General features: G+C 71.5%; 17 protein-coding genes. 10 read left to right on the forward strand and 7 right to left on the reverse strand.

Annotated elements, in window-relative coordinates; all coding sequences use genetic code 11:
* Positions 1-128: 128 nt before the first annotated feature.
* From ACZ6S6_RS30550 to ACZ6S6_RS30580, 7 genes are all read right to left on the reverse strand, one after another.
* Positions 129-2,414, reverse strand: coding sequence for a VWA domain-containing protein (locus ACZ6S6_RS30550; protein ID WP_469707982.1), 2,286 nt, complete (start codon positions 2,412-2,414; stop codon positions 129-131).
* Between the two features lie 73 nt (positions 2,415-2,487).
* Entirely contained in the window at positions 2,488-3,039 is a 552-nt protein-coding gene (locus ACZ6S6_RS30555; protein ID WP_469707984.1) for a Pycsar system effector family protein, read from the reverse strand.
* A complete protein-coding gene (locus ACZ6S6_RS30560; protein WP_469707986.1) occupies positions 3,039-4,070 on the reverse strand; it encodes a hypothetical protein in 1,032 nt (343 codons plus the stop codon). Before ACZ6S6_RS30560 ends, ACZ6S6_RS30555 begins: the two co-directional genes overlap by 1 nt.
* Complete coding sequence (locus ACZ6S6_RS30565) at positions 4,063-6,648, reverse strand: hypothetical protein (RefSeq protein WP_469707988.1); 2,586 nt, start codon at positions 6,646-6,648, stop codon at positions 4,063-4,065. The genes ACZ6S6_RS30560 and ACZ6S6_RS30565 overlap by 8 nt, the downstream gene beginning before the upstream one ends.
* 5 nt (positions 6,649-6,653) lie before the next feature.
* A complete protein-coding gene (locus ACZ6S6_RS30570) occupies positions 6,654-7,526 on the reverse strand; it encodes a nucleotidyl cyclase domain-containing protein (RefSeq protein WP_469707990.1) in 873 nt (290 codons plus the stop codon).
* A 97-nt stretch (positions 7,527-7,623) separates the two neighbouring features.
* On the reverse strand, positions 7,624-8,334 hold the full coding sequence (locus ACZ6S6_RS30575) for a Crp/Fnr family transcriptional regulator (RefSeq protein WP_469707992.1): 711 nt from the start codon (positions 8,332-8,334) through the stop codon (positions 7,624-7,626).
* Between the two features lie 459 nt (positions 8,335-8,793).
* Complete coding sequence (locus ACZ6S6_RS30580; RefSeq protein ID WP_362961530.1) at positions 8,794-9,204, reverse strand: MerR family transcriptional regulator; 411 nt, start codon at positions 9,202-9,204, stop codon at positions 8,794-8,796.
* 493 nt (positions 9,205-9,697) lie between these two features.
* Between ACZ6S6_RS30580 and ACZ6S6_RS30585 the strand changes: the two genes are divergently transcribed.
* The 10 genes from ACZ6S6_RS30585 (at position 9,698) to ACZ6S6_RS30630 (ending at position 18,008) form a co-directional block, all read left to right on the forward strand.
* Positions 9,698-11,203 carry a SulP family inorganic anion transporter gene (locus ACZ6S6_RS30585; RefSeq protein WP_469707995.1) on the forward strand — a complete coding sequence of 502 codons (1,506 nt, stop codon included), beginning with the start codon at positions 9,698-9,700 and terminating at the stop codon, positions 11,201-11,203.
* 167 nt (positions 11,204-11,370) lie between these two features.
* Complete coding sequence (locus ACZ6S6_RS30590; RefSeq protein WP_469708121.1) at positions 11,371-11,712, forward strand: ArsR/SmtB family transcription factor; 342 nt, start codon at positions 11,371-11,373, stop codon at positions 11,710-11,712.
* Positions 11,709-13,424 carry a SulP family inorganic anion transporter gene (locus ACZ6S6_RS30595; protein WP_469707997.1) on the forward strand — a complete coding sequence of 572 codons (1,716 nt, stop codon included), beginning with the start codon at positions 11,709-11,711 and terminating at the stop codon, positions 13,422-13,424. Before ACZ6S6_RS30590 ends, ACZ6S6_RS30595 begins: the two co-directional genes overlap by 4 nt.
* The gene (locus ACZ6S6_RS30600; RefSeq protein WP_362961536.1) at positions 13,421-13,837 is read left to right on the forward strand and encodes a pyridoxamine 5'-phosphate oxidase family protein; all 417 of its coding nucleotides are present in this window, start codon (positions 13,421-13,423) and stop codon (positions 13,835-13,837) included. Before ACZ6S6_RS30595 ends, ACZ6S6_RS30600 begins: the two co-directional genes overlap by 4 nt.
* Positions 13,834-14,262 (forward strand): ATP-binding protein, encoded by a 429-nt coding sequence (locus ACZ6S6_RS30605; protein WP_469707999.1) that lies wholly within the window; start codon positions 13,834-13,836, stop codon positions 14,260-14,262. Before ACZ6S6_RS30600 ends, ACZ6S6_RS30605 begins: the two co-directional genes overlap by 4 nt.
* 70 nt (positions 14,263-14,332) lie before the next feature.
* Entirely contained in the window at positions 14,333-14,698 is a 366-nt protein-coding gene (locus ACZ6S6_RS30610) for a zinc ribbon domain-containing protein YjdM (protein ID WP_469708001.1), read from the forward strand.
* A gap of 274 nt (positions 14,699-14,972) precedes the next feature.
* On the forward strand, positions 14,973-15,341 hold the full coding sequence (locus ACZ6S6_RS30615; RefSeq protein ID WP_362961542.1) for an ArsR/SmtB family transcription factor: 369 nt from the start codon (positions 14,973-14,975) through the stop codon (positions 15,339-15,341).
* A 16-nt stretch (positions 15,342-15,357) separates the two neighbouring features.
* Complete coding sequence (locus tag ACZ6S6_RS30620) at positions 15,358-15,726, forward strand: hypothetical protein (protein ID WP_362961544.1); 369 nt, start codon at positions 15,358-15,360, stop codon at positions 15,724-15,726.
* 537 nt (positions 15,727-16,263) lie between these two features.
* Complete coding sequence (locus ACZ6S6_RS30625) at positions 16,264-17,220, forward strand: ABC transporter ATP-binding protein (protein ID WP_362961546.1); 957 nt, start codon at positions 16,264-16,266, stop codon at positions 17,218-17,220.
* Complete coding sequence (locus ACZ6S6_RS30630) at positions 17,217-18,008, forward strand: ABC transporter permease (protein ID WP_362961548.1); 792 nt, start codon at positions 17,217-17,219, stop codon at positions 18,006-18,008. The genes ACZ6S6_RS30625 and ACZ6S6_RS30630 overlap by 4 nt, the downstream gene beginning before the upstream one ends.
* The last annotated feature ends 54 nt before the right edge of the window (positions 18,009-18,062 follow it).

Here is an 18,062-nt window from a genome sequence, read left to right on the forward strand (position 1 = left end):
GTTCCTCCCGCTTACGGCCGTAACGACAGCCGGTTCGTCCTCTGTGCGTCCATGGGGTTCCCGCGGCCCGCCGGCCCCGGGCCCGTGCTCGGGGGGCGGGGTTCCGGCGCACCGGCCCGTCCCGCGCGTCACAGGTAGGTCTCGTCGTAGGTGCTCGGGCCCCCGTCCGGGGTCGGCGGCACGGAGCCGTCCGCCGATGCGCCCCCCGCCGGGGTGCCGAGGGCCAGGCTCAGCCCTTCCATGAGCTGGACCCGGCCCTGTACGGGCAGCCTGGTCCGCTCGCCGCCGCGCTTGCGCAGCACCGCCCCGCCCTCGGGGCTGCGCTGCACGGCGTACGGACCGTGGTCGCGCCGTTCGATGCGCGGGCTGCGATGGGGCTCCACGACGGCGAACTCGTACCACTGCTGCTTGTTCCCGTGCCTGGCCGGATGGTCGCCGAGGATGTCGCCCTCGTCGGAGACCAGTTGCAGCACCAGGCCGTACGGGTCCCGGCGGCGGATGCGCAGCCTGCGCCAGGCCAGCGCCACCACGACGGCGAGTACGACGAGCACGGCGCCGGCCATGAACGCCCACCAGTACGCGTCCCAGATCCCGGGCTCCGGCGTCACCCGCACCGACAGCGGGGACCGAACCAGCGCGCGGTGGGCGTCCGTGGCGTCGACGACGGTCAGGGTGCCGCCCAACTGGAGCCCGTCGTCGCCGAGGCGGGCCCCGAAGACGTCGGCGGGGGCGACCTCGACGCTCACCTTCCGGGTCCCGGACTCGCCCGGCTTCAGCACGATCTCCGCCGGGGTGACCGTGAGCATGCCCCGGCCGATGTCGGCGACGGACAGCCGCAGGGTGTGCGGGGCGTCGCTGGTGTTGTGGACGGCGAGGGTGCCGCCGACCGCGGCGCCGGGATGGACGTCGGCGCCGGGCAGGGTGAGCGCGGCGACGACGTCCGGTTCGCCCGGCGGAACCGTGCCGGCCTCGCTGCGGACGTCGGCGGTGAGCCCCGAGGCCGTCAGGGTGCCGGTCACCTTCAGCGCCCCGTCCGCCTCCTCCGGGACCCGCACGGTCCCGGTGAAGGAGCCGTCGCCCTTCTCGGGGTCGGCCCCCGTGCCGTCGTCGGTGAGGTTCAGTTCCAGCGGCTCGAAGCCGTCCCCCGTCAGCTCGCTGCGGACCCGCAGGCCCTCGTAGTCGCGCGGGTCCTTGATCTCGTAGCCCTCGCGGGTCTGGAGCCGCATGGACACCGTGGTCTTCTGCCCGGCCTGCGGCGACGGCGGGTCCATCGTGATGGCCCCGCGCAGCTCGCCGTGCCAGAGCACGCTGACGCCGACCGGCAGCGAACGGTGCCCCTCGGGCGCCTCGACCTTCACCTTCCAGACGCCGGGCACCGGGTCGGTGATCTTCAGGGCCTCGACGGTGGCACCGGCACCCGCCAGCTCGAACCCCGACTTGCGGTACGTCCCCGAGGTGGGCACCTTGTGGCCGCTCGGGTCGAAATAGGTGGCCGTCACCTCGGGATCACCCTTGTCGACCACGATGCTGCCGACGGTCGCCAGGGGCGAGACGCCGATCTCCAGCGTGGTGGGCGGCCGGTCGCTGGGGCCCCGGCTGTAGCGCAGGCAGTGGGCCGCGGCGAAGATCTTCTCCAGCATCGGGCCGACGTCCTTCGCCCCGGAGACCTTGCCGGCCCCCGGCCGCGCGGAGGGCAGTTCGACGCAGCCCTTCTGGTAGCCGCCGGCCGCCATCCGGTCGAGCTGCGCCTTGTCCGGGGCGGAGCCGAAGCCGAGCGGCCAGATCTGGACCTGCTGGGCGGCGGCTTCCTTGAGCGCCGCGGTCAGCTGCCGCTCGCCCTCGGCCGCGCGGTGCGCCTCGCCGCCGTACTTCTCGCTGTCCGTGACGTCCATCCGGCCGTCGGTGAGGAGGAACAGCACGCGGGGCACCGAAGGGTCGGTCCCGGTGCTCAGATCGTGCACTCCCTGACGTATCGCGCTCGGGAAGTCCGTACCGGTGCCCTCGTTCTTCTTGCGGCTGCGCAGCTTGCCCACGCACGCGCCGATCGACTCGCGTCCCGCCGCGTCCAGTTCGGTGCGCGGGCACACCGGGTCCACCGCCCGCTGGTCACCGGTCTCGGCGGCGGCGAAACCGAAGACGGTGACGTGCGAGGACGCGGAGACGTCACCGATCGCGATCCGCGACGCGGCGGCCTTCTCCGCCTTCATGTCCGCGGGAGCGAGGCTGGCGGACTCGTCCACGCCGACCGCGTAGTTGACGGCGGCGGAGGCCGGTTCGGACGCCGCGGCCACCACCGGATCATGACGGGCGGGCGACAACAGGGACGCGAGCACGGCGGCGCCGCCCAGCGCGGAGACCGCCGCCCGGCGCGACCAGTGCCTTCCTGTCCGCCGTCCTGTCCTGAGTCTTCCCACGGCCGTCCCCTTATTGAGTCTCTGTGTTCTGTGTTCTGTGTGTGGTGCGGTGTGGCGCGCATCCGGCTGCCGCTCAGCGCGCGATCAGGCTCCAGCCCATGGCCAGCGCCGCCGCCGGGGCGAGCGTGCCGACGCCCCAGCGGATGGCCCGGTACTTGCCGGCCAGGATCGAGCTGACGTCCACCGCCTGGATGAGCAGCCACCGGGCCGGATCGCGCCCGGCGTCGGAGACCTCGGCGGACAGCCGCACCAGGTCGTACGGGGCGAGCAGATCGCCGAAGTAGGTCACCCCGCGCCCGCTGCGGACGGTGCCGGTACGCGGCATGAGCGCCCGGACCAGCGCGGTCACCGCGATGATCCAGAGCACTCCCGCGGCGATCAGCGCGGCGTCGGCGGGCCCGCGCCAGTCGGGCGCCCCGTGCCGCCCGATCAGGAAGGCCGGCAGCGCCAGTGCCCCGGAGAGGAGCACCGCCGCCTTGGAGTCGGCCCGGCCGAGATCCTCCCTGACCGTGTTGAGCAGCCGTTCGGCGATGCGTTCCCCCGTCCGGTCGTCGCCGTGCGGCCCCCCGCCCTGCACGGTGACGACCGGATCGGGGGAGGTCCGTGCCCCGCCGTCGGCAGTCATCAGTCCTCCTCCGCCCAGGCCCATCCGTCGTCCGCGTCGCGGCGGCGGCGCGGACGCTCCGGCGTCTCGTCCTCGGGTTCCTTCGGGCCGGTCCTGCGACCCGGCGCGGCGGGCGGTTCCTCCGCCAGCCACTCGGGGGCGTACGGTTGCGGCGCCGCGGGCTCCAGCTCCGGGGCCCTGCGGTGGGCGGGCAGCGAGCCGACGGGCCCCTGCACGGGCCGGCGGCCCCGGTTGAGGAGGGCGAGCGCCTGCGTCTCCAGGTCGTTGGACTGGATCTGGCCGCTGTCGACCATGTCGAAGAGCCGCTCGACGCGGTCCTTCTCGTCCTGCCTGCCCTCCTGGCGGATCTTCTCCAGGAAGTCCTTGGCCGCCTCGGGCTGGGCCGCCAGCATGTAGCTGAGCTGGTCCAGTTCCCCGCCCTGCAACATGGCGCGGAACCTCTCCTGGTGCACCCGGGTCACCTCGGCCGAGTCGCGCGCCTCCCGGATGTCGTCCATGTGCGTGATCGTCCGGTCGTCCACCCGCAGCCTGACGTACAGCCGTACCCGCAGGCCGACATCGCCGCCCAGGTCGTCCCAGCGCCCGCCGGCGCAGTGACCGGTGATGGCGCGGTTGGCCTGTTCGGCCTCGGCCACCGGGAAGGCCGACGACACCTCGCGCAGCCGCTCCAGGATCGGGGCGGTGAGCCGTTTGGCGACATCGGTCACCACCTCGGTGGCGGCCAGGTGCGGATCGGTCACGGACCAGTGGATGTCGACCTCGGCCTTGAAGAACGAGGCCCCGCCCCTGGCGGGCAACTCCATCTGGAGCGTCGTCTCGTAGGTGCCGAGCGCGATCTCGCACACGGTGTGCGGCCGGGCCAGCGCCCGCTTGTCGTAGTGCTGGACCCCGGAGACGGTGACCACGCTGTAGCCGCCGTTCCGGTAGAACAGCACCGATGCCGTCCGGGCACTCGTCTGCCGGAACGGTCCGGTGGGCGCGTACTCCCGCAGGAGCGGACCCGCGGGTGCCGGGCCGCTTTCCTCAGCCATTTCTCTCCTCCTCGCCCGCCCGGCCCCGCGCCGGTACGGCGAGCCACCACAGGGCGCGCGCCTGCGCGTCGGGCAGCCGGTTCTCGGGATCGTTCATCATTCGGCGCAGCAGCCAGTCCAGCCGCCGCCTGTCCTGCTCCTCGGCCATGAGCACGGGCAGCAGTGCCGCCAGGCCCAGTCGCGCCCCCTCGGAGCGGTTCTTGCGCACGGCCGAGCGCAGCAAGGACTCCAGGGCGTCCATCGCCACGTCCCTGGACCGGGCGGTGTTCAGGGCCGTCCACATCAAGTCGGCCATCGGGCCCACCAGTTCGGGTCGCGAGGCGGCGAGGGCGAGCGCCAGCGGCCGGTCGTCGCGTTCCCCGAGCGGCGAGGCGGAGGCCTCGAACAGCACCTCGTCGACCGAGGTGAGCATCAGCCGGACGGCGGTCACCAGGCCGAGGTCCTGGTACGTCACGTACTTGTGGCGCGTCCAGTCGGTCATCCGCCGCAGCACCCGGGGACCGTCCGGAAGGGCCAGCAGCCGTACGACGTTGAGCGAGGCGACCGCCATCTGCTCGCCCTCGTCCCGGACCCCGATCCGGGCCAGGGCGTCCAGCGCGTCGTCCGTCGTGGCCGCGGCGTTCCCGTACCCGAGGGCCATCGCCGCGGACCAGCGCAGCGAGTTCGTCCCGTACCTGCCCCAGTCGTCGACCAGCTTGCGCACCGCCTTGCGGTGCGAGGCGTGGCCGGCCGCCTGGTCCATCATGGTGGCCGCGAAGAACCTGCGGCGCGCGGTGGACGCCTCGGCCAGCGGCCGGACCAGCTCCGCGTAACCGTGGTCGAAGTCCTGTACGCACAGCTCCCCGGCGGCGACCGCCGCGCGCATCCACACCTGGGGCCGGGGGTCGTCCGCCAGCAGCCGCAGCCAGCGCACGACCGGCGCGCGGGCGGGGAAGTGCCGGTCCCAGACCTCGGTCAGCACCGCGGCGGGCAGGGCGGAGCCCCGGTACCAGATCAGCCGGGCAGCCACCTCGGCCCCGGCGACCTCCACCAGGCCGTTCTTCAACTCGGCGCGGGAGAGCGCCAGATCGGAGTCCGGGTCGTCGCAGAACAGTGGCCGGGCCGGGGCGTTGTCCGGGTCGCACTGTACGGACAGCTCCCACGTCAGCAGATGGGCCGCGGACGCCACGGCGCTGTGCGAGGCGCCGCCCAGCACGGCGAGTGCGATACGGAACGCCACCGGGTGGAACAGCACCGCGGCCTGCCCCGTGGTCCCCTCCGTGTCGGCCGGGCGCGCGGCGAGTGCCCGGTCCACCCCGGCGAACCACTCCTGGGCCTGGCCGGCGGCCAGGCTCCGGCAGCCGGCCAGCAAGTCCTCGTAGGAGACGGTCTCCAGCACATGCCCGGCCAGCAGCGAGGCGAACAACTCGGCCTCGACGGGGCGCAGATCAGCGAGCCCGACCGCGTCCCGGACCTCCTCGCGCTCCGCCAGTTCCTCCGCACGCGCCAGCAGTTCCGCCGTCGGCGGGCTGTCGTCGGCGGCCGCGTCGGCCCGGTCCTCCAGCCGCTCCCGGAGCCGGGTGGTGAGGAGTTCCTGGGTGGGCGCGGGCGGGCAGAGCATCCCGTACCGCCCGGCCAGCAGCGGGTTCGCCGCCGAACCCACCGTCACCACGATCACCGCGAAGGCCCGGCAGCCGGCCAGGGCCGCGGCCAGCCGGTCCAGGCCGATCTCGTCCGGCGGCAGCACACCGGGCCCGGTGAGGGAGAGCTCCAGCAGATACCCGGTGCCGGGCCGCACCTCCTCGCCGCCCAGGGAGTCGGCCAGCTGCCGTACTCCGTCGTCGGGGTCGACCCGCCACACCCGGGAGTCCGCCGGGGGCTCCGTAGCCGTACGGGTACCTGTACCTGTACCTGTACCTGTACCCGTATTCGTATCCGCGTTCCTGTTCGCTTCCGCCACCGCGAAGTTGGTGACGTCGTCGAGCAGTGAGAGAGCCGTGCTGGTACGGCCCGTGCCGGGGGCGGCGCCGAGGACCAGCAGCCGCCGTGCGCCGAGCGCGTTGCGCAGACGTACGTACCCATCGGGTGCCACATGGGCCCGGCGGAGCTCGCGCAGCTCATCGGCGGGCACGGGTCCGCTGCGGATGCCCGTACCCGACCGACGCGCGTCCATCTGCATGTACGTGTCGCCGATGTAGACACGGCCGATGCGCGGACGGTCGAAGGTGTGCAGGTCCCGGCCGGTGCTGAACAGCATCCGGGCGTCGCCGTGGGCCCGTGAGGCGGCGGCGAGATCGGTGGGTCCGTCCTCGCTCTCCTCCTCGGCGAGCGGGTTGCGGGTGTGTTCCCTTAACCGCCCGGCGGCGCGCTCCCGTTCCGACTCCTTGTCGTCCGCCTCGCTGTCGGTGGACTCGCCGTCGCTGTCGGGCTTCCCCTCGTCGGAGGAGGACTTGCCGTCCCTGCCCTTCTCGCCGCCCTTCTCTTTCTCCTTCTCCCTGTCCCGGCCGCCGTCCTTGTTCTTGTCCCTGTCCTTGTTCTTGTCGACGTCCTCGGGGGGAGCGTCGTCCGGGGGACCGCCCGCGGGCTCCTCGTCGCTCATGGGGATCAGCCCTTCCGAGGGCCGGCGTCGCCGGTGCGGCGGCCGATGTGCACGGGCTGCTGGTAGACGTTGCGCGTGTGCTGGGACATGTCGCCCTGCACGTAGTACTGGGCGTCGTCGGGAGCGCCAGTGCTGTCGGGATCGTCGGAGCTGTCGGTGTCACCGTGGACGTCCGGGCGGGAGTCCTCGGCGCCGGTGGGTGTGAGGCCACCGGCGCCGGACTCGCCCGCCCCCGTCACGGGCGTATGTGTGCCGGTGGCCCGCTGCGGATCATCGGCCGCGATGGCCGGTGCGGGCCTGCCGGGAAGGTGGAACCAGGCGGTGACGTCGCCCTCCTTGAGCTTCAGGCGGGCGGCGGAGTAGCGGGCGGGCTCGATGAACTTGCCGCCGCCGCTGACCACGTCCTCGTACAGCGACCGGGAGACCACCAGCACGAGGTCGGCCTGCTCGGTGTCCAGCAGCTGCCGTGCGACGGTGGAATCGGCGAGCCGGCAGGCGAGGTCGACCGCGCGCCCGGCGATGCCCCGGTCGTCGTGCCGGACCGGCCCGACGTGCATGCCCACCCGCAGCCCCAGCGGTACGCGCAGGGCGCGGTTCTCGTCCCGCAGCTTCTCGTGCACCTCCACCATCCAGAGGCCGAGCAGCCTGGCGACGGGGACCTGGCCGGACACCGAGACGAGCACGCCGTCGCCGCGGTCCTCCATGTGGAGGGAGTCCCGCGCGACCTTGGTGTGGGTGAACGCCGTCTCCAGGACCCGGTAGATCCGGGCACGCATACGGGTCTTCTCGATGTCGTCGTACTCGCCGGAACGTCTGGCGTCGACGCTGATCACCAGCTCGTAGCGCGCTTCGGCGACATCCGTCACGTCGTGGTCCACCTCGTGCCCCTGTCCTGTTCGCTGTGCCGTCCCCCATCAGCCTCGGGCCCGGGACGAGAGGCCGTCTGTAGTCGTTTACACACGACAGGCGGGGGATTTACTCCTGATGACCGTCCGAGAGGAGTGCGAGCAGTTCGGGATCGAGGATCTCCACCAGCCGGGTTCCGGTCCGCACGATGCGCTGGTCCCGCAGCAGCCGCAGCGCCTTGGCGACGGCCTCACGGGTGGCTCCGACGGTGGCGGCCAGCTCGTCCTGGGCCAGGTGGACGACGGTGCCGGCGGGCAGGGGCCGCGGCGCGGACTGCGTGTAGGGGCCGGCGGGTTCGGCCCGGGAGAGTTCGGTGAGCCGCCCGGCCAGGCGCTGCAGAACGGTGAGCGAGGCGAGCGCGGACCGTTCCTGGTCGGCGCTGCGGAGCCGGAAGGTGAGCTGCCGTATCACCAGCCCGCTGACCCGGGGGTGCTGGGCGAGGAAGCGGCGGAACGCGTCTCCCGGGATGACCTGGGCCGCTATGGGGCCCAGCGCCCGCACGGTGGCGCTACGGGGGTGGCTGTCCAACGCCGCCATTTCGCCCAGGAGTTCACCGGGACCGCGCAGGCCGAGTATCAGCCGGGTGGCGCCACGGTCCGTTGCCACGGAAACGGTCACCCATCCCTGAAGTATGATCATGACGTGACCGGACCGGTCCCCCTCCGACAGGAGATGGGCATCGGCCGCATAGACCTTCCGGTTCCCGAGAGCCATGACGTTCTCGTGCTCGTGTGCCGTCAGAGCGCGCGCGAACGCCAGATCATTGCCGAGCAGCCCCATGGCCACTCCCCCCGCGGCAGGTCCGGACGGCTGATTTTGATAGGCGTTGATGGTCGCAGAGGGCCACTCTCAAGGGTGTGCTTCACGCCACATCGCACATACCGACTGGTAACAACAGAAGTGCCAGTTGGACGGCCTGAACGCCGCCACCCCCCGTCGCGCCCTCATCGCCCGCCCGGCCGGCCACACGCGCGCGGCGTTCCCCTCGCGCCCCGTCGCTCACCGTTGACCGTGAGGTCAGGGCCCGCATACGGGCGGGGCGGGGCTCATTGGTGCACGAAGGGGCGCGAGAGGCCGACTTGGCGAAAACTCGGGTTTCCGCCAGGAGCGGGGCCTTGGACCCGGTACGAAGGGATGTCGCCCACTTGCCCGCTTGCCCATCGCTGTCGCCGCCGTCCGGCGCGTCCGGTGAGCGTCGTGTGTCCGGTGCGTCCCGTGCGTCCCGTGCGTCCGGGTCTGTCAGGGCCGGGTGGGCGCGGCTTCGCCGAGTCGTTCGCGCAGGGTGCCGGCGAACTCCTCGGCCCGCCCCAGCTGCTTGCGCAGGTCGGCGACGCGCTCGGCGGCGGCCTGCTCGAAGTGGCTCACGCGCTCCAGGAGTTCATCGCGCTCGGCGCCCGCCGGGGGCGGGACCGCGTCGAGGCGGTCGGTGGCGTCGAGGAGGTCCCGCATCTGGTCCAGGGTGAAGCCGAGCGGCTTCATGCGGCGGATCACCATCAGTCGGGCGACGTCGGTCTCGGTGTAGAGGCGGAAACCGCCCTGGGAGCGGGCCGAGGGGATGACCAGGCCGGTCTCCTCGTAGTGCCGGATGGTGCGCAGCGACAGCTCGGTCCGCGCGGCGACCTCGCCGATCTGCATGTGCTCGCTGCTCACGCGGGTGCCTCTCCTCGTCTGCCGCCGGGGCCGGGGGCGGGGTCCAGGTCCCGGTCCCGGTCCAGCGGCGGTCTGCGTCAATCTCTACCGTTACGTTAGAGTAGAGTCGGCGGCTGTCAGGGTTTGAGCCACCGCCGTTCCGTGTTCATGGTGCGGGACGGGTCGGCCCGTCGCCAAAAGCCGTGCCGGGACCGACGACGCCCTCGGCGAAGCCCGATGCCGCAGGAGAGCGCGTGCGCATGCCCGTACAGCCCGGCGCCGCCGCCTTCCCGCCGTGACCCTTCGCCCCTGAGCGGCGGCATCCGGACTGTTCGCAGGTTGTGCCACTGCTCCCGGTGACTTCGGCCCGCCGCTCGCGGGTTTCGCGGACGGCCATCCGGGTCTCCGCGTACGGCCATCCCGGTCGCCGCGTACGGCGACCCCGGCCTTCGTACTGTTCCGTACGCCCCTCGGTGCCGCCGGGTGGGCCCGAGCACGACAGGTTCCGCTTCTCTTGACTACCTCCGCCCTGTCCCCGGCCGCGCGGCTGCGCGGTCTGCGTCCCGACTGGCTGTCCGACCCGAAGGTGTGGCGCACCGAGGTCCTGGCCGGCCTGGTGGTCGCGCTCGCCCTGATCCCCGAGGCGATCTCGTTCTCGGTCATCGCCGGGGTCGACCCCGCGATCGGCCTGTTCGCGTCCTTCACCATGGCCGTGACCATCTCGGTCGTCGGCGGACGCCGCGCGATGATCTCCGCCGCGACGGGCGCAGTCGCCCTGGTCATCGCCCCGCTCAACCGCGAGCACGGCCTCGGCTACCTGATCGCCGCGGTGATCCTGGCCGGCGTCTTCCAGATCATCCTCGGCGCACTGGGCGTCGCGAAGCTGATGCGGTTCGTGCCCCGCAGCGTGATGGTCGGCTTCGTCAACTCCCTCGCCGTCCTCATCTTCATGGCCCAGGTCCCGGAGATGCACGACGTGCCCTGGCCCGTCTATCCGCTGATCGCCGCCGGGCTCGCTCTGATGGTGTTCTTCCCGAAGGTCACCCGGGTGATCCCGGCCCCGCTCGTGTCCATCGTCATCCTCACCGTGATCACGGTCGCCGCGGGGATCGCCGTGCCGACCGTGGGCGACAAGGGCGAGCTGCCGTCCGCCCTGCCCGTACCGGGCCTGCCCGACGTGCCCTTCACCCTGGACACGCTGACCACCATCGCCCCTTACGCGCTCGCGATGGCGCTGGTCGGCCTGATGGAATCGCTGATGACGGCCAAGCTGGTGGACGACATCACCGACACCCACTCCTCCAAGACGCGCGAGTCCATCGGCCAGGGCATCGCCAACATCGTCACCGGCTTCCTCGGCGGCATGGGCGGCTGCGCCATGATCGGCCAGACGATGATCAACGTGAAGGTGTCGGGCGCCCGCACCCGTCTGTCCACGTTCCTGGCGGGCTCGTTCCTGATGGTGCTGTGCGTCGTCTTCGGCCCGGTCGTCTCCGACATCCCCATGGCCGCTCTGGTCGCCGTCATGGTCATGGTGTCCTTCGCGACCTTCGACTGGCACTCCATCGCCCCGAAGACCCTGAAGCGGATGCCCGCCGGGGAGATCGCCGTCATGGCCGTCACCGTGGCCTGCGTCGTCGCCACCCACAACCTCGCGATCGGTGTCGTCGTCGGCACCGTCACCGCCATGGTCGTCTTCGCCAAGCGGGTCGCCCACCTGGCAGACGTCACCGCCGTCGTCGACCCCGACGGCACCCAGGTCGTCTACGCGGTCACCGGTGAGCTCTTCTTCGCCTCCTCCAACGACCTGGTCACCCGGTTCGACTACGCCGGCGACCCCGACAAGGTCGTCATCGACCTGACGGCCACCCACATCTGGGACGCCTCCTCCGTCGCGGCGCTCGACGCGATCGAGACCAAGTACGCCCAACGCGGCAAGTCCGTCGAGATCATCGGCCTCAACCAGCCCAGCGCCCGCATCCACGACAGGCTCAGCGGCGAACTCACCGGCGGCCACTAGGTAGGCGGTTCCCCAAGCCTGCGAGCACCTGAGACCTTTCAATGAATCAACGAATTGCGAAATTATGCAATTCACTACATGCTGTGTGTGCCGTGCCGACAGATAGCCGTGGGCGCGGTGCCGAGCGAAGCCCCGGGCTGTCGGGGTGGTGAAGGGGGTCCGTGACCGTGGCGGTTCCGCTGTACCAGGCCAAGGCCGAGCTCTTCCGGATGCTCGGGCACCCCGTGCGGATACGGGTTCTGGAGCTGTTGCAGGACGGTCCGATGCCGGTCCGTGAATTGCGTGCGGCGATCGAGGTGGAGCCCTCGGCGCTGTCTCAGCAGCTTGCGGTGCTGCGCCGCTCGGGCATCGTCTCCTCCGTGCGGGAGGGCTCGACGGTGGTCTACGAGCTGGCGGGCGGGGACGTGGCGGAGCTGCTGCGGGCGGCGCGGCGGATTCTGACCGAGATGCTGGCCGGGCAGAACGAGCTGCTCGCGGAACTGCGGGAAGCCGAGGTCTCGGCGCGATGAGCGTGGTGCTTGCCCGGTCGTGGGACCGGGTGCGGTCGCTGCTGCCCGCCCGTGCGGACTTCGCCGTCATGGCCCGCAATCCGCGCCGTGACCTGCTCGCCGGTCTCACCGTGGCGATCGTGGCGTTGCCGCTCGCGCTCGGCTTCGGGGTCTCCTCCGGCCTGGGCGCCGAGGCCGGACTGGCCACCGCCGTCGTCGCGGGTGCGCTCGCGGCGCTGTTCGGCGGCTCCAACCTCCAGGTATCGGGGCCGACCGGCGCGATGACGGTGGTGCTGGTGCCGATCGTCGCCCAGTACGGGCCGGGCGGGGTGCTGACGGTCGGGCTGATGGCCGGCGTGCTGCTGATCGCGCTGGCCCTGCTGAAGGCCGGCCGGTACATGCGGTACATCCCCGCGCCGGTGGTGGAGGGCTTCACCCTCGGCATCGCGTGCGTGATCGGCCTGCAGCAGATCCCGAACGCCCTCGGGGTCGCCACCCCCGACGGCGACACGGTCCTGGTGGTGGCCTGGCGGGCCGTCGGGGAGTTCGTACGCGCCCCGAACTGGACCGCGGCCGCCCTGGCCCTCGCCGTGGCGGCCGTGATGCTGCTCGGTGCCCGGTGGCGGCCCACCATCCCGTTCTCGATCGTCGGCGTCGTCGCCGCGACGCTGGCCGCCCAGCTCTTCCACCTGGACGCGGCGGCCCCGATCGGCGACCTGCCGTCCGGGCTGCCCGCGCCGTCGCTCGCCTTCCTCGATCTGTCCGCGCTGGGCTCGCTGCTGACCCCGGCCATAGCGGTCGCCGCGCTCGCGGCGCTGGAGTCGCTGCTGTCGGCCACGGTCGCGGACGGCATGACGGTGGGCCAGAAGCACGACCCGGACAAGGAACTCTTCGGGCAGGGCATCGCGAACCTGGCCGCCCCGCTGTTCGGCGGCGTGCCCGCCACCGCGGCGATCGCCCGTACCGCCGTCAACGTCCGGAGCGGCGCGGGTTCCCGCCTCGCCGCCCTGACCCACGCCGCCGTCCTCGCGGTGATCGTGTTCGCCGCCGCCCCGCTCGTCTCCAGGATCCCGCTGGCCGCGCTCGCCGGGGTGCTGCTGGCCACCGCGATCCGCATGGTCGAGGTCGGCGCACTGCGGGCGATGGTCCAGGCGACGCGCCCGGACGCGATCGTGCTGGTGCTGACCGCCGTGGCCACACTCGCCCTCGACCTGGTCTACGCGGTCATCATCGGCCTGGTCGTCGCGGGCGCCCTGGCGCTGAGGGCGGTCGCCAACCAGGCCCGGATGGACCAGGTCGACTTCACGGCTGATCTGCCGGGCGAGCACAGCGAGGAGGAACACGCGCTGCTGGCCGAGCACATCGTCGCCTACCGCATCGACGGGCCGGTGTTCTTCGCCGGTGCCCACCGCTTCCTCCTGGAGCTCTCCGAGGTCGCCGACGTCCGCGTGGTGATCCTGCGGATGTCGCGGATCACGACGATGGACGCCACCGGCGCCCTGGTCCTCAAGGACGCCGTGGAGAAGCTGAACCGGCGAGGCATCGCCGTACTGACCTCCGGCATACGCCCCGGCCAGCGACGCGCCCTCGAATCGGTCGGGGCGCTGGACCTGCTGCGCCTGGAGGGCCGTGAGTACGCCACCACACCGGAGGCGATCGCCGGCGCCCGCGCCCACCTGCACCGGGCCGGTCTCCTGCCCGCCGCACCCGTCACCGAAGAGGCCCCCCGATGACCACCCCCGTCTCCCGCCGCATGATCGAGCTGCCAGGTACCGAGGCGCTGTGGCTGCTCGAAAGCGCGTCCCAGGGACAGCTGGTGTACGTCCGGGACGAGGTTCCCGTGCTCCGCCCGGCCGTCCACGTCCTCGAGTACGGGCGACTGATCGTCCGTACGCCCGCGCAGGCCGCGGCCCTGGCCTCCCGTTCGTCGCTCACCTATCACGCACAGGAGATCAAGGCGGCAGGCGGCATCGGCTGGACGGTGACCGTGACCGGCCCGGCCGAGGCCATCACCGACCCGGACGAGGCCGGCCACTACCGCCGCACCCTCCAGGGCTGGGCGCACGGGCCGCACGACACCCTGGTACGCATCCGCCCGCAGACCGTCGCGGGGTTCCGCCTGGCCCACGCCGGGGCCGCCAGGTGAGCAGTCGACTCGAAGCTCTCCCGTTGCGGCACGTACTGACTCTGCCCGCGATGGGCTCCGCGGTGCGGATCGCGCGTGAGACCACCGAACAGGTGCTGACCGAATGGGGCGTCAGCAGACGTCACTCCACGGTCGATCCGGCACTGCTGATCCTTTCCGAGCTGGTCACCAACAGCGTCCAGCACGCCGCGGTACTGTCCCCGACCGTCACGGTGATCTACGCGGCCGGCCCGGACACGTTCGCGTTCGCCGTGCACGACCGGCACCCGTACCGGCCCCTGCTCTTCTCGGCGGCCACCGGCACGAGCGGCAGCGGCGGGCTGGGCACCGTCATGGAACTCACCCTCGGCCTCGGCGGCACCGCCGTCGTCAGGAGCGACGCGGACGGCAAGGGCAAGAGCATCTGGATCACCCTCCCGCTGTGAGAGGTGCCCGCGTCCAGGGGCCCGATGCGGGAGATGTACATGTACAGGAACGATCAAGCAAGGAATCACCATGAGCGATACGACCGAGACGCTGCCGCCGTGCCCCGAGTGCTCCAGCGTGCACACCTACGAGATGGGCGCGCTTCTGGTCTGTCCCGAATGCGGCCATGAGTGGTCACCCGCGTCCGACGAACCCTCGGGCGGCACCGGGGGCGACGGGGCGGTCAGGGACGCGGTCGGCAACGTACTCGCCGACGGCGACACGGTCACGGTGACCAAGACCTTGAAGGTCAAGGGCAGCCCGAGCGGAATCAAGGCCGGCACCAAGGTGCGCAATATCCGCCTGGTGGACGGTGCGGACGGCCACGACATCGACTGCAGGATCGAGGGGTTCGGCCCGATGCAGCTCAAGTCCAGTGTGGTCAAGAAGGCCTGACCGGACACCTCGGCACGCGGCGGTGGGACGACCGACGCGCCACACGCCGGTCCACCGGCTCCGGTCTTGCCCGGAGCCGGGCACCGAACCCCCTTCGGCGCCTTCCGGCATTGCTAATCTTGGCAATTCCCGAGGTCACGACCTCGGCGTGGGGGCGCGATGATGTCCCCATGGCGAAGAGTTCTGAGGTGGATGCGATGCACGGTACTCGCACGACAGCGGCCGCCCGGCCGTCCGGCGGTCCGTCGGTCCGGCGTGCAGCGGGGCCCGGTCGGTGAGCGCGCCGCTGTACCAGCTGAAAGCGGAGTTCTTCAAAACCCTCGGACACCCGGTGCGCATCCGCGTGCTGGAACTCCTCAGCCGACGCGAGTACGCGGTCTCCGAGATGCTGTCCGAGATCGGCATCGAAGCGGCCCACCTCTCCCAGCAACTGGCCGTCCTGCGCCGGTCCAACCTCGTCGTCCCCCGCCGCGAGGGCTCCGCCGTCTATTACTCGCTGGCCAACCCACAGGTGGCGGAGCTGCTGCGGGTGGCGCGAACCATCCTGTCCGGCGTGCTGACGGGCCAGGCCGAACTACTGGCCGACCTCCGGGCCGCCGAACCAGACACCGCGCCCCAGCGGCGCGGGTCAGCGCCTGAGTGAACGGCGGCCGGAACCCTTGAGCGTCAGTCACACCATCTTCATCAGCCCCGGGCGGCCAGTGGAAAGGCTGATTTCCGACATCGGGTCCGCTTGCGGGACCCTGCTGCATGTCACGACGCCCGGACGTATTGACTACAGCGCCTCCCTCGGTCGTGCAGCCGTCGAAGTGGAGCTGTCACATGATTACGAAGACGACCATGGGATTCGTTTCGAGGATTACGACGCGCTGATCACCGTACGGGACTTCGACAGCAACATTCAGCGACAAGAGCAGATCGCGACCGATGTCTTTCGGAACCTGGCACATCTCGACACCTATTGCATGGTGCTCGTTCGGGACTTCCAGCGACTGCTGGATTCGGCGGTGGCACCCCGGTCCTGTTGATCCGAAACTCTTTGGGTTCAGGCCCGTTGATGGTGCGTGTCTGGTGAACTGAACAGGGCTCCTGGTCCTATTCGCGACGCACCCGGCTGTTGCGCCGAAATCCATCGTCCACAGTATTGAGACCACATGGAACGGATCTGGGCGGCCGTCCTCCTGCCCAATAGCGCCGCCACGTCCCTGCGCGGCCGCCCCGACGGACGCCGCCAACGCGGCCGGTTCCTCGTTGCGGCCCGCCGACTGCGCCGACTGCGCCGACTGCGCCGACTGCGCCAGGTCCGCGAGGCGGTCGAGTCGAGTGCCGAAGTCGAAGGGCCGACAGATCACTACGACGTCCGGCGGCATCCCGGATGCCCGGTACGTCCAAGTGCCGGACACCTCCCGGCGGCCCGCGGCCCGCAGCTCGCCGCCCCGACTCCGCTATCCGGCACCTCCGCATCCCGATAGCGGCCGGATAGACCGGCGGGCAGGGGCGGATAGGCGGTCCCGGAAGAGTGGCCCCTGCCAGGCCACCCCCGCCCAGATCGTGAGGACTCGAAGATGATCGAAACCCGACCGCGCCCGGTGCCCGAGGAGGTGACGTCCTCGGATGCCGTCAGGCTCACCTCTGTCGTGAAGCGGTTCACCGATACCAAGGGAGAGCGGTTCACCGCCGTCGACGGCATCGACTTGCGCATCCGGCGGGGTGAGATCGTAGCCTTCCTCGGACCGAACGGCGCCGGCAAGACGACCACCATCGACATGCTGCTCGGGCTGACGCGGCCCGACGAGGGCTCGGTGCGGCTGTTCGGACGTGAGCCGCGGCAGGTGGTGCGCTCCGGGCAGGTCGCCGCGGTGCTCCAGACGGGCGGGCTGCTGCCCGACCTGAGTGTCGAGGCCACCGTGCGGATGCTCGGCTCGCTGCACCCCGGCGCCGACATCGACGCGGTGCTGGCACGGGCCGGGCTCGACCAGCTGCGCGGCCGCCGCGTCGCGGAGTGCTCCGGCGGCGAGCAGCAGCGGCTGCGGTTCGCCCTCGCCCTGCTCTCCGGGCCCGAGCTGCTGGTCCTCGACGAGCCGACGGCCGGTATGGACGTCGTCGCCCGCCGGGAGTTCTGGGCCACGGTCCGTGAGGACACGGAGCGCGGCATGACGGTCATGTTCGCCACCCACTACATGGAGGAAGCGGACCGGTTCGCCGACCGGGTGGTGATGCTCGACCGCGGCCGTGTCGTCGTCGACGGTTCGGTGTCCGACGTGCGGTCCGCTCTCAGCGGGCGCACCGTGTCGGCGCGGATCGGCGAGCAGAGCGCAGCCACCCTCGCGCAGTCCCCGCTGGTCCGCTCGTGCACCCCGCGCGGCGGGCGGTACCACTTCGACACCACCGACTCCGACGCGCTGCTGCGCCTGCTGATCGAGCAGACATCCGCCACCGACATCGAGGTCACCCCGCGCAGCCTCGAAGAGGCCTTCATGACCGTCACCCACCACAGCCGTACCGAAGGGGGCACCCGATGAGCACTGCCTCGGCCACCCACGAGGTGCGGACCTCGCCGTTCAGTGGCGTCAACTCCGTCTTCATCGGCTACGAACTGCGCCGCCGCTTCAACCGGCAGACCACGATCTTCACGCTGCTGCTGCCGGCCGTCCTCTACCTGGCGCTCTTCCGTACCGCACCCGCCAACGCCACCCTCCCGCACGGCAACTTCGCGGCCTGGATGATGACCGGCATCGCGGTGTACGGAGCGGCGACCGCGGCGGTCAGCTCGGCGGCCACCATCTCCGTGGAGAAGGCGTCCGGCTGGATGCGCACCATGGCGCTCAGCCCGCTCGCCCCTCCCGGCTACCTCTTCGTCAAGATGCTGTCCTCCGTGATCATGGCGGCGGTGCCGGTGGCCGTCGTGGGTGTGCTCGGTGTGTTCACCGGGGTGGAGGCCACGGCCACGGTGTGGGTGACGTCCCTGCTGGTGGCATGGCTCGGCGCGGCCGTCTTCGCCGCCCTCGGCATCGCGCTGGGGCTCGCTCTCAAGCCCGACACCGTGATGCACATGCCGGGTCTGACCATGACCGCGCTCGCCTTCCTCGGCAATCTCTTCATCCCGCTGTCCGGCACCATGCTGGAGATCTCCCGCTACTCGCCGATGTTCGGCGTCGCCACGCTCGCCCGGTACAGCCTGACCGAGGGCTACTCCTTCAGCGGTGAGCACTCCAGCCTCGTGATGGCCGTGGTCAATACCGTCGCCTGGTTCGCGGCCTTCTCCTTCATGGCCGTTCGCCGTTTCCGCAAGAGCACCGGCCGTAACTGAGGCCCGCGCCGGCACCTCCCCTCACCGCTTCCCCCTCTCCTCCCTCCGACGCTC

The organism is Streptomyces sp. NPDC048671 (genome assembly GCF_055587045.1).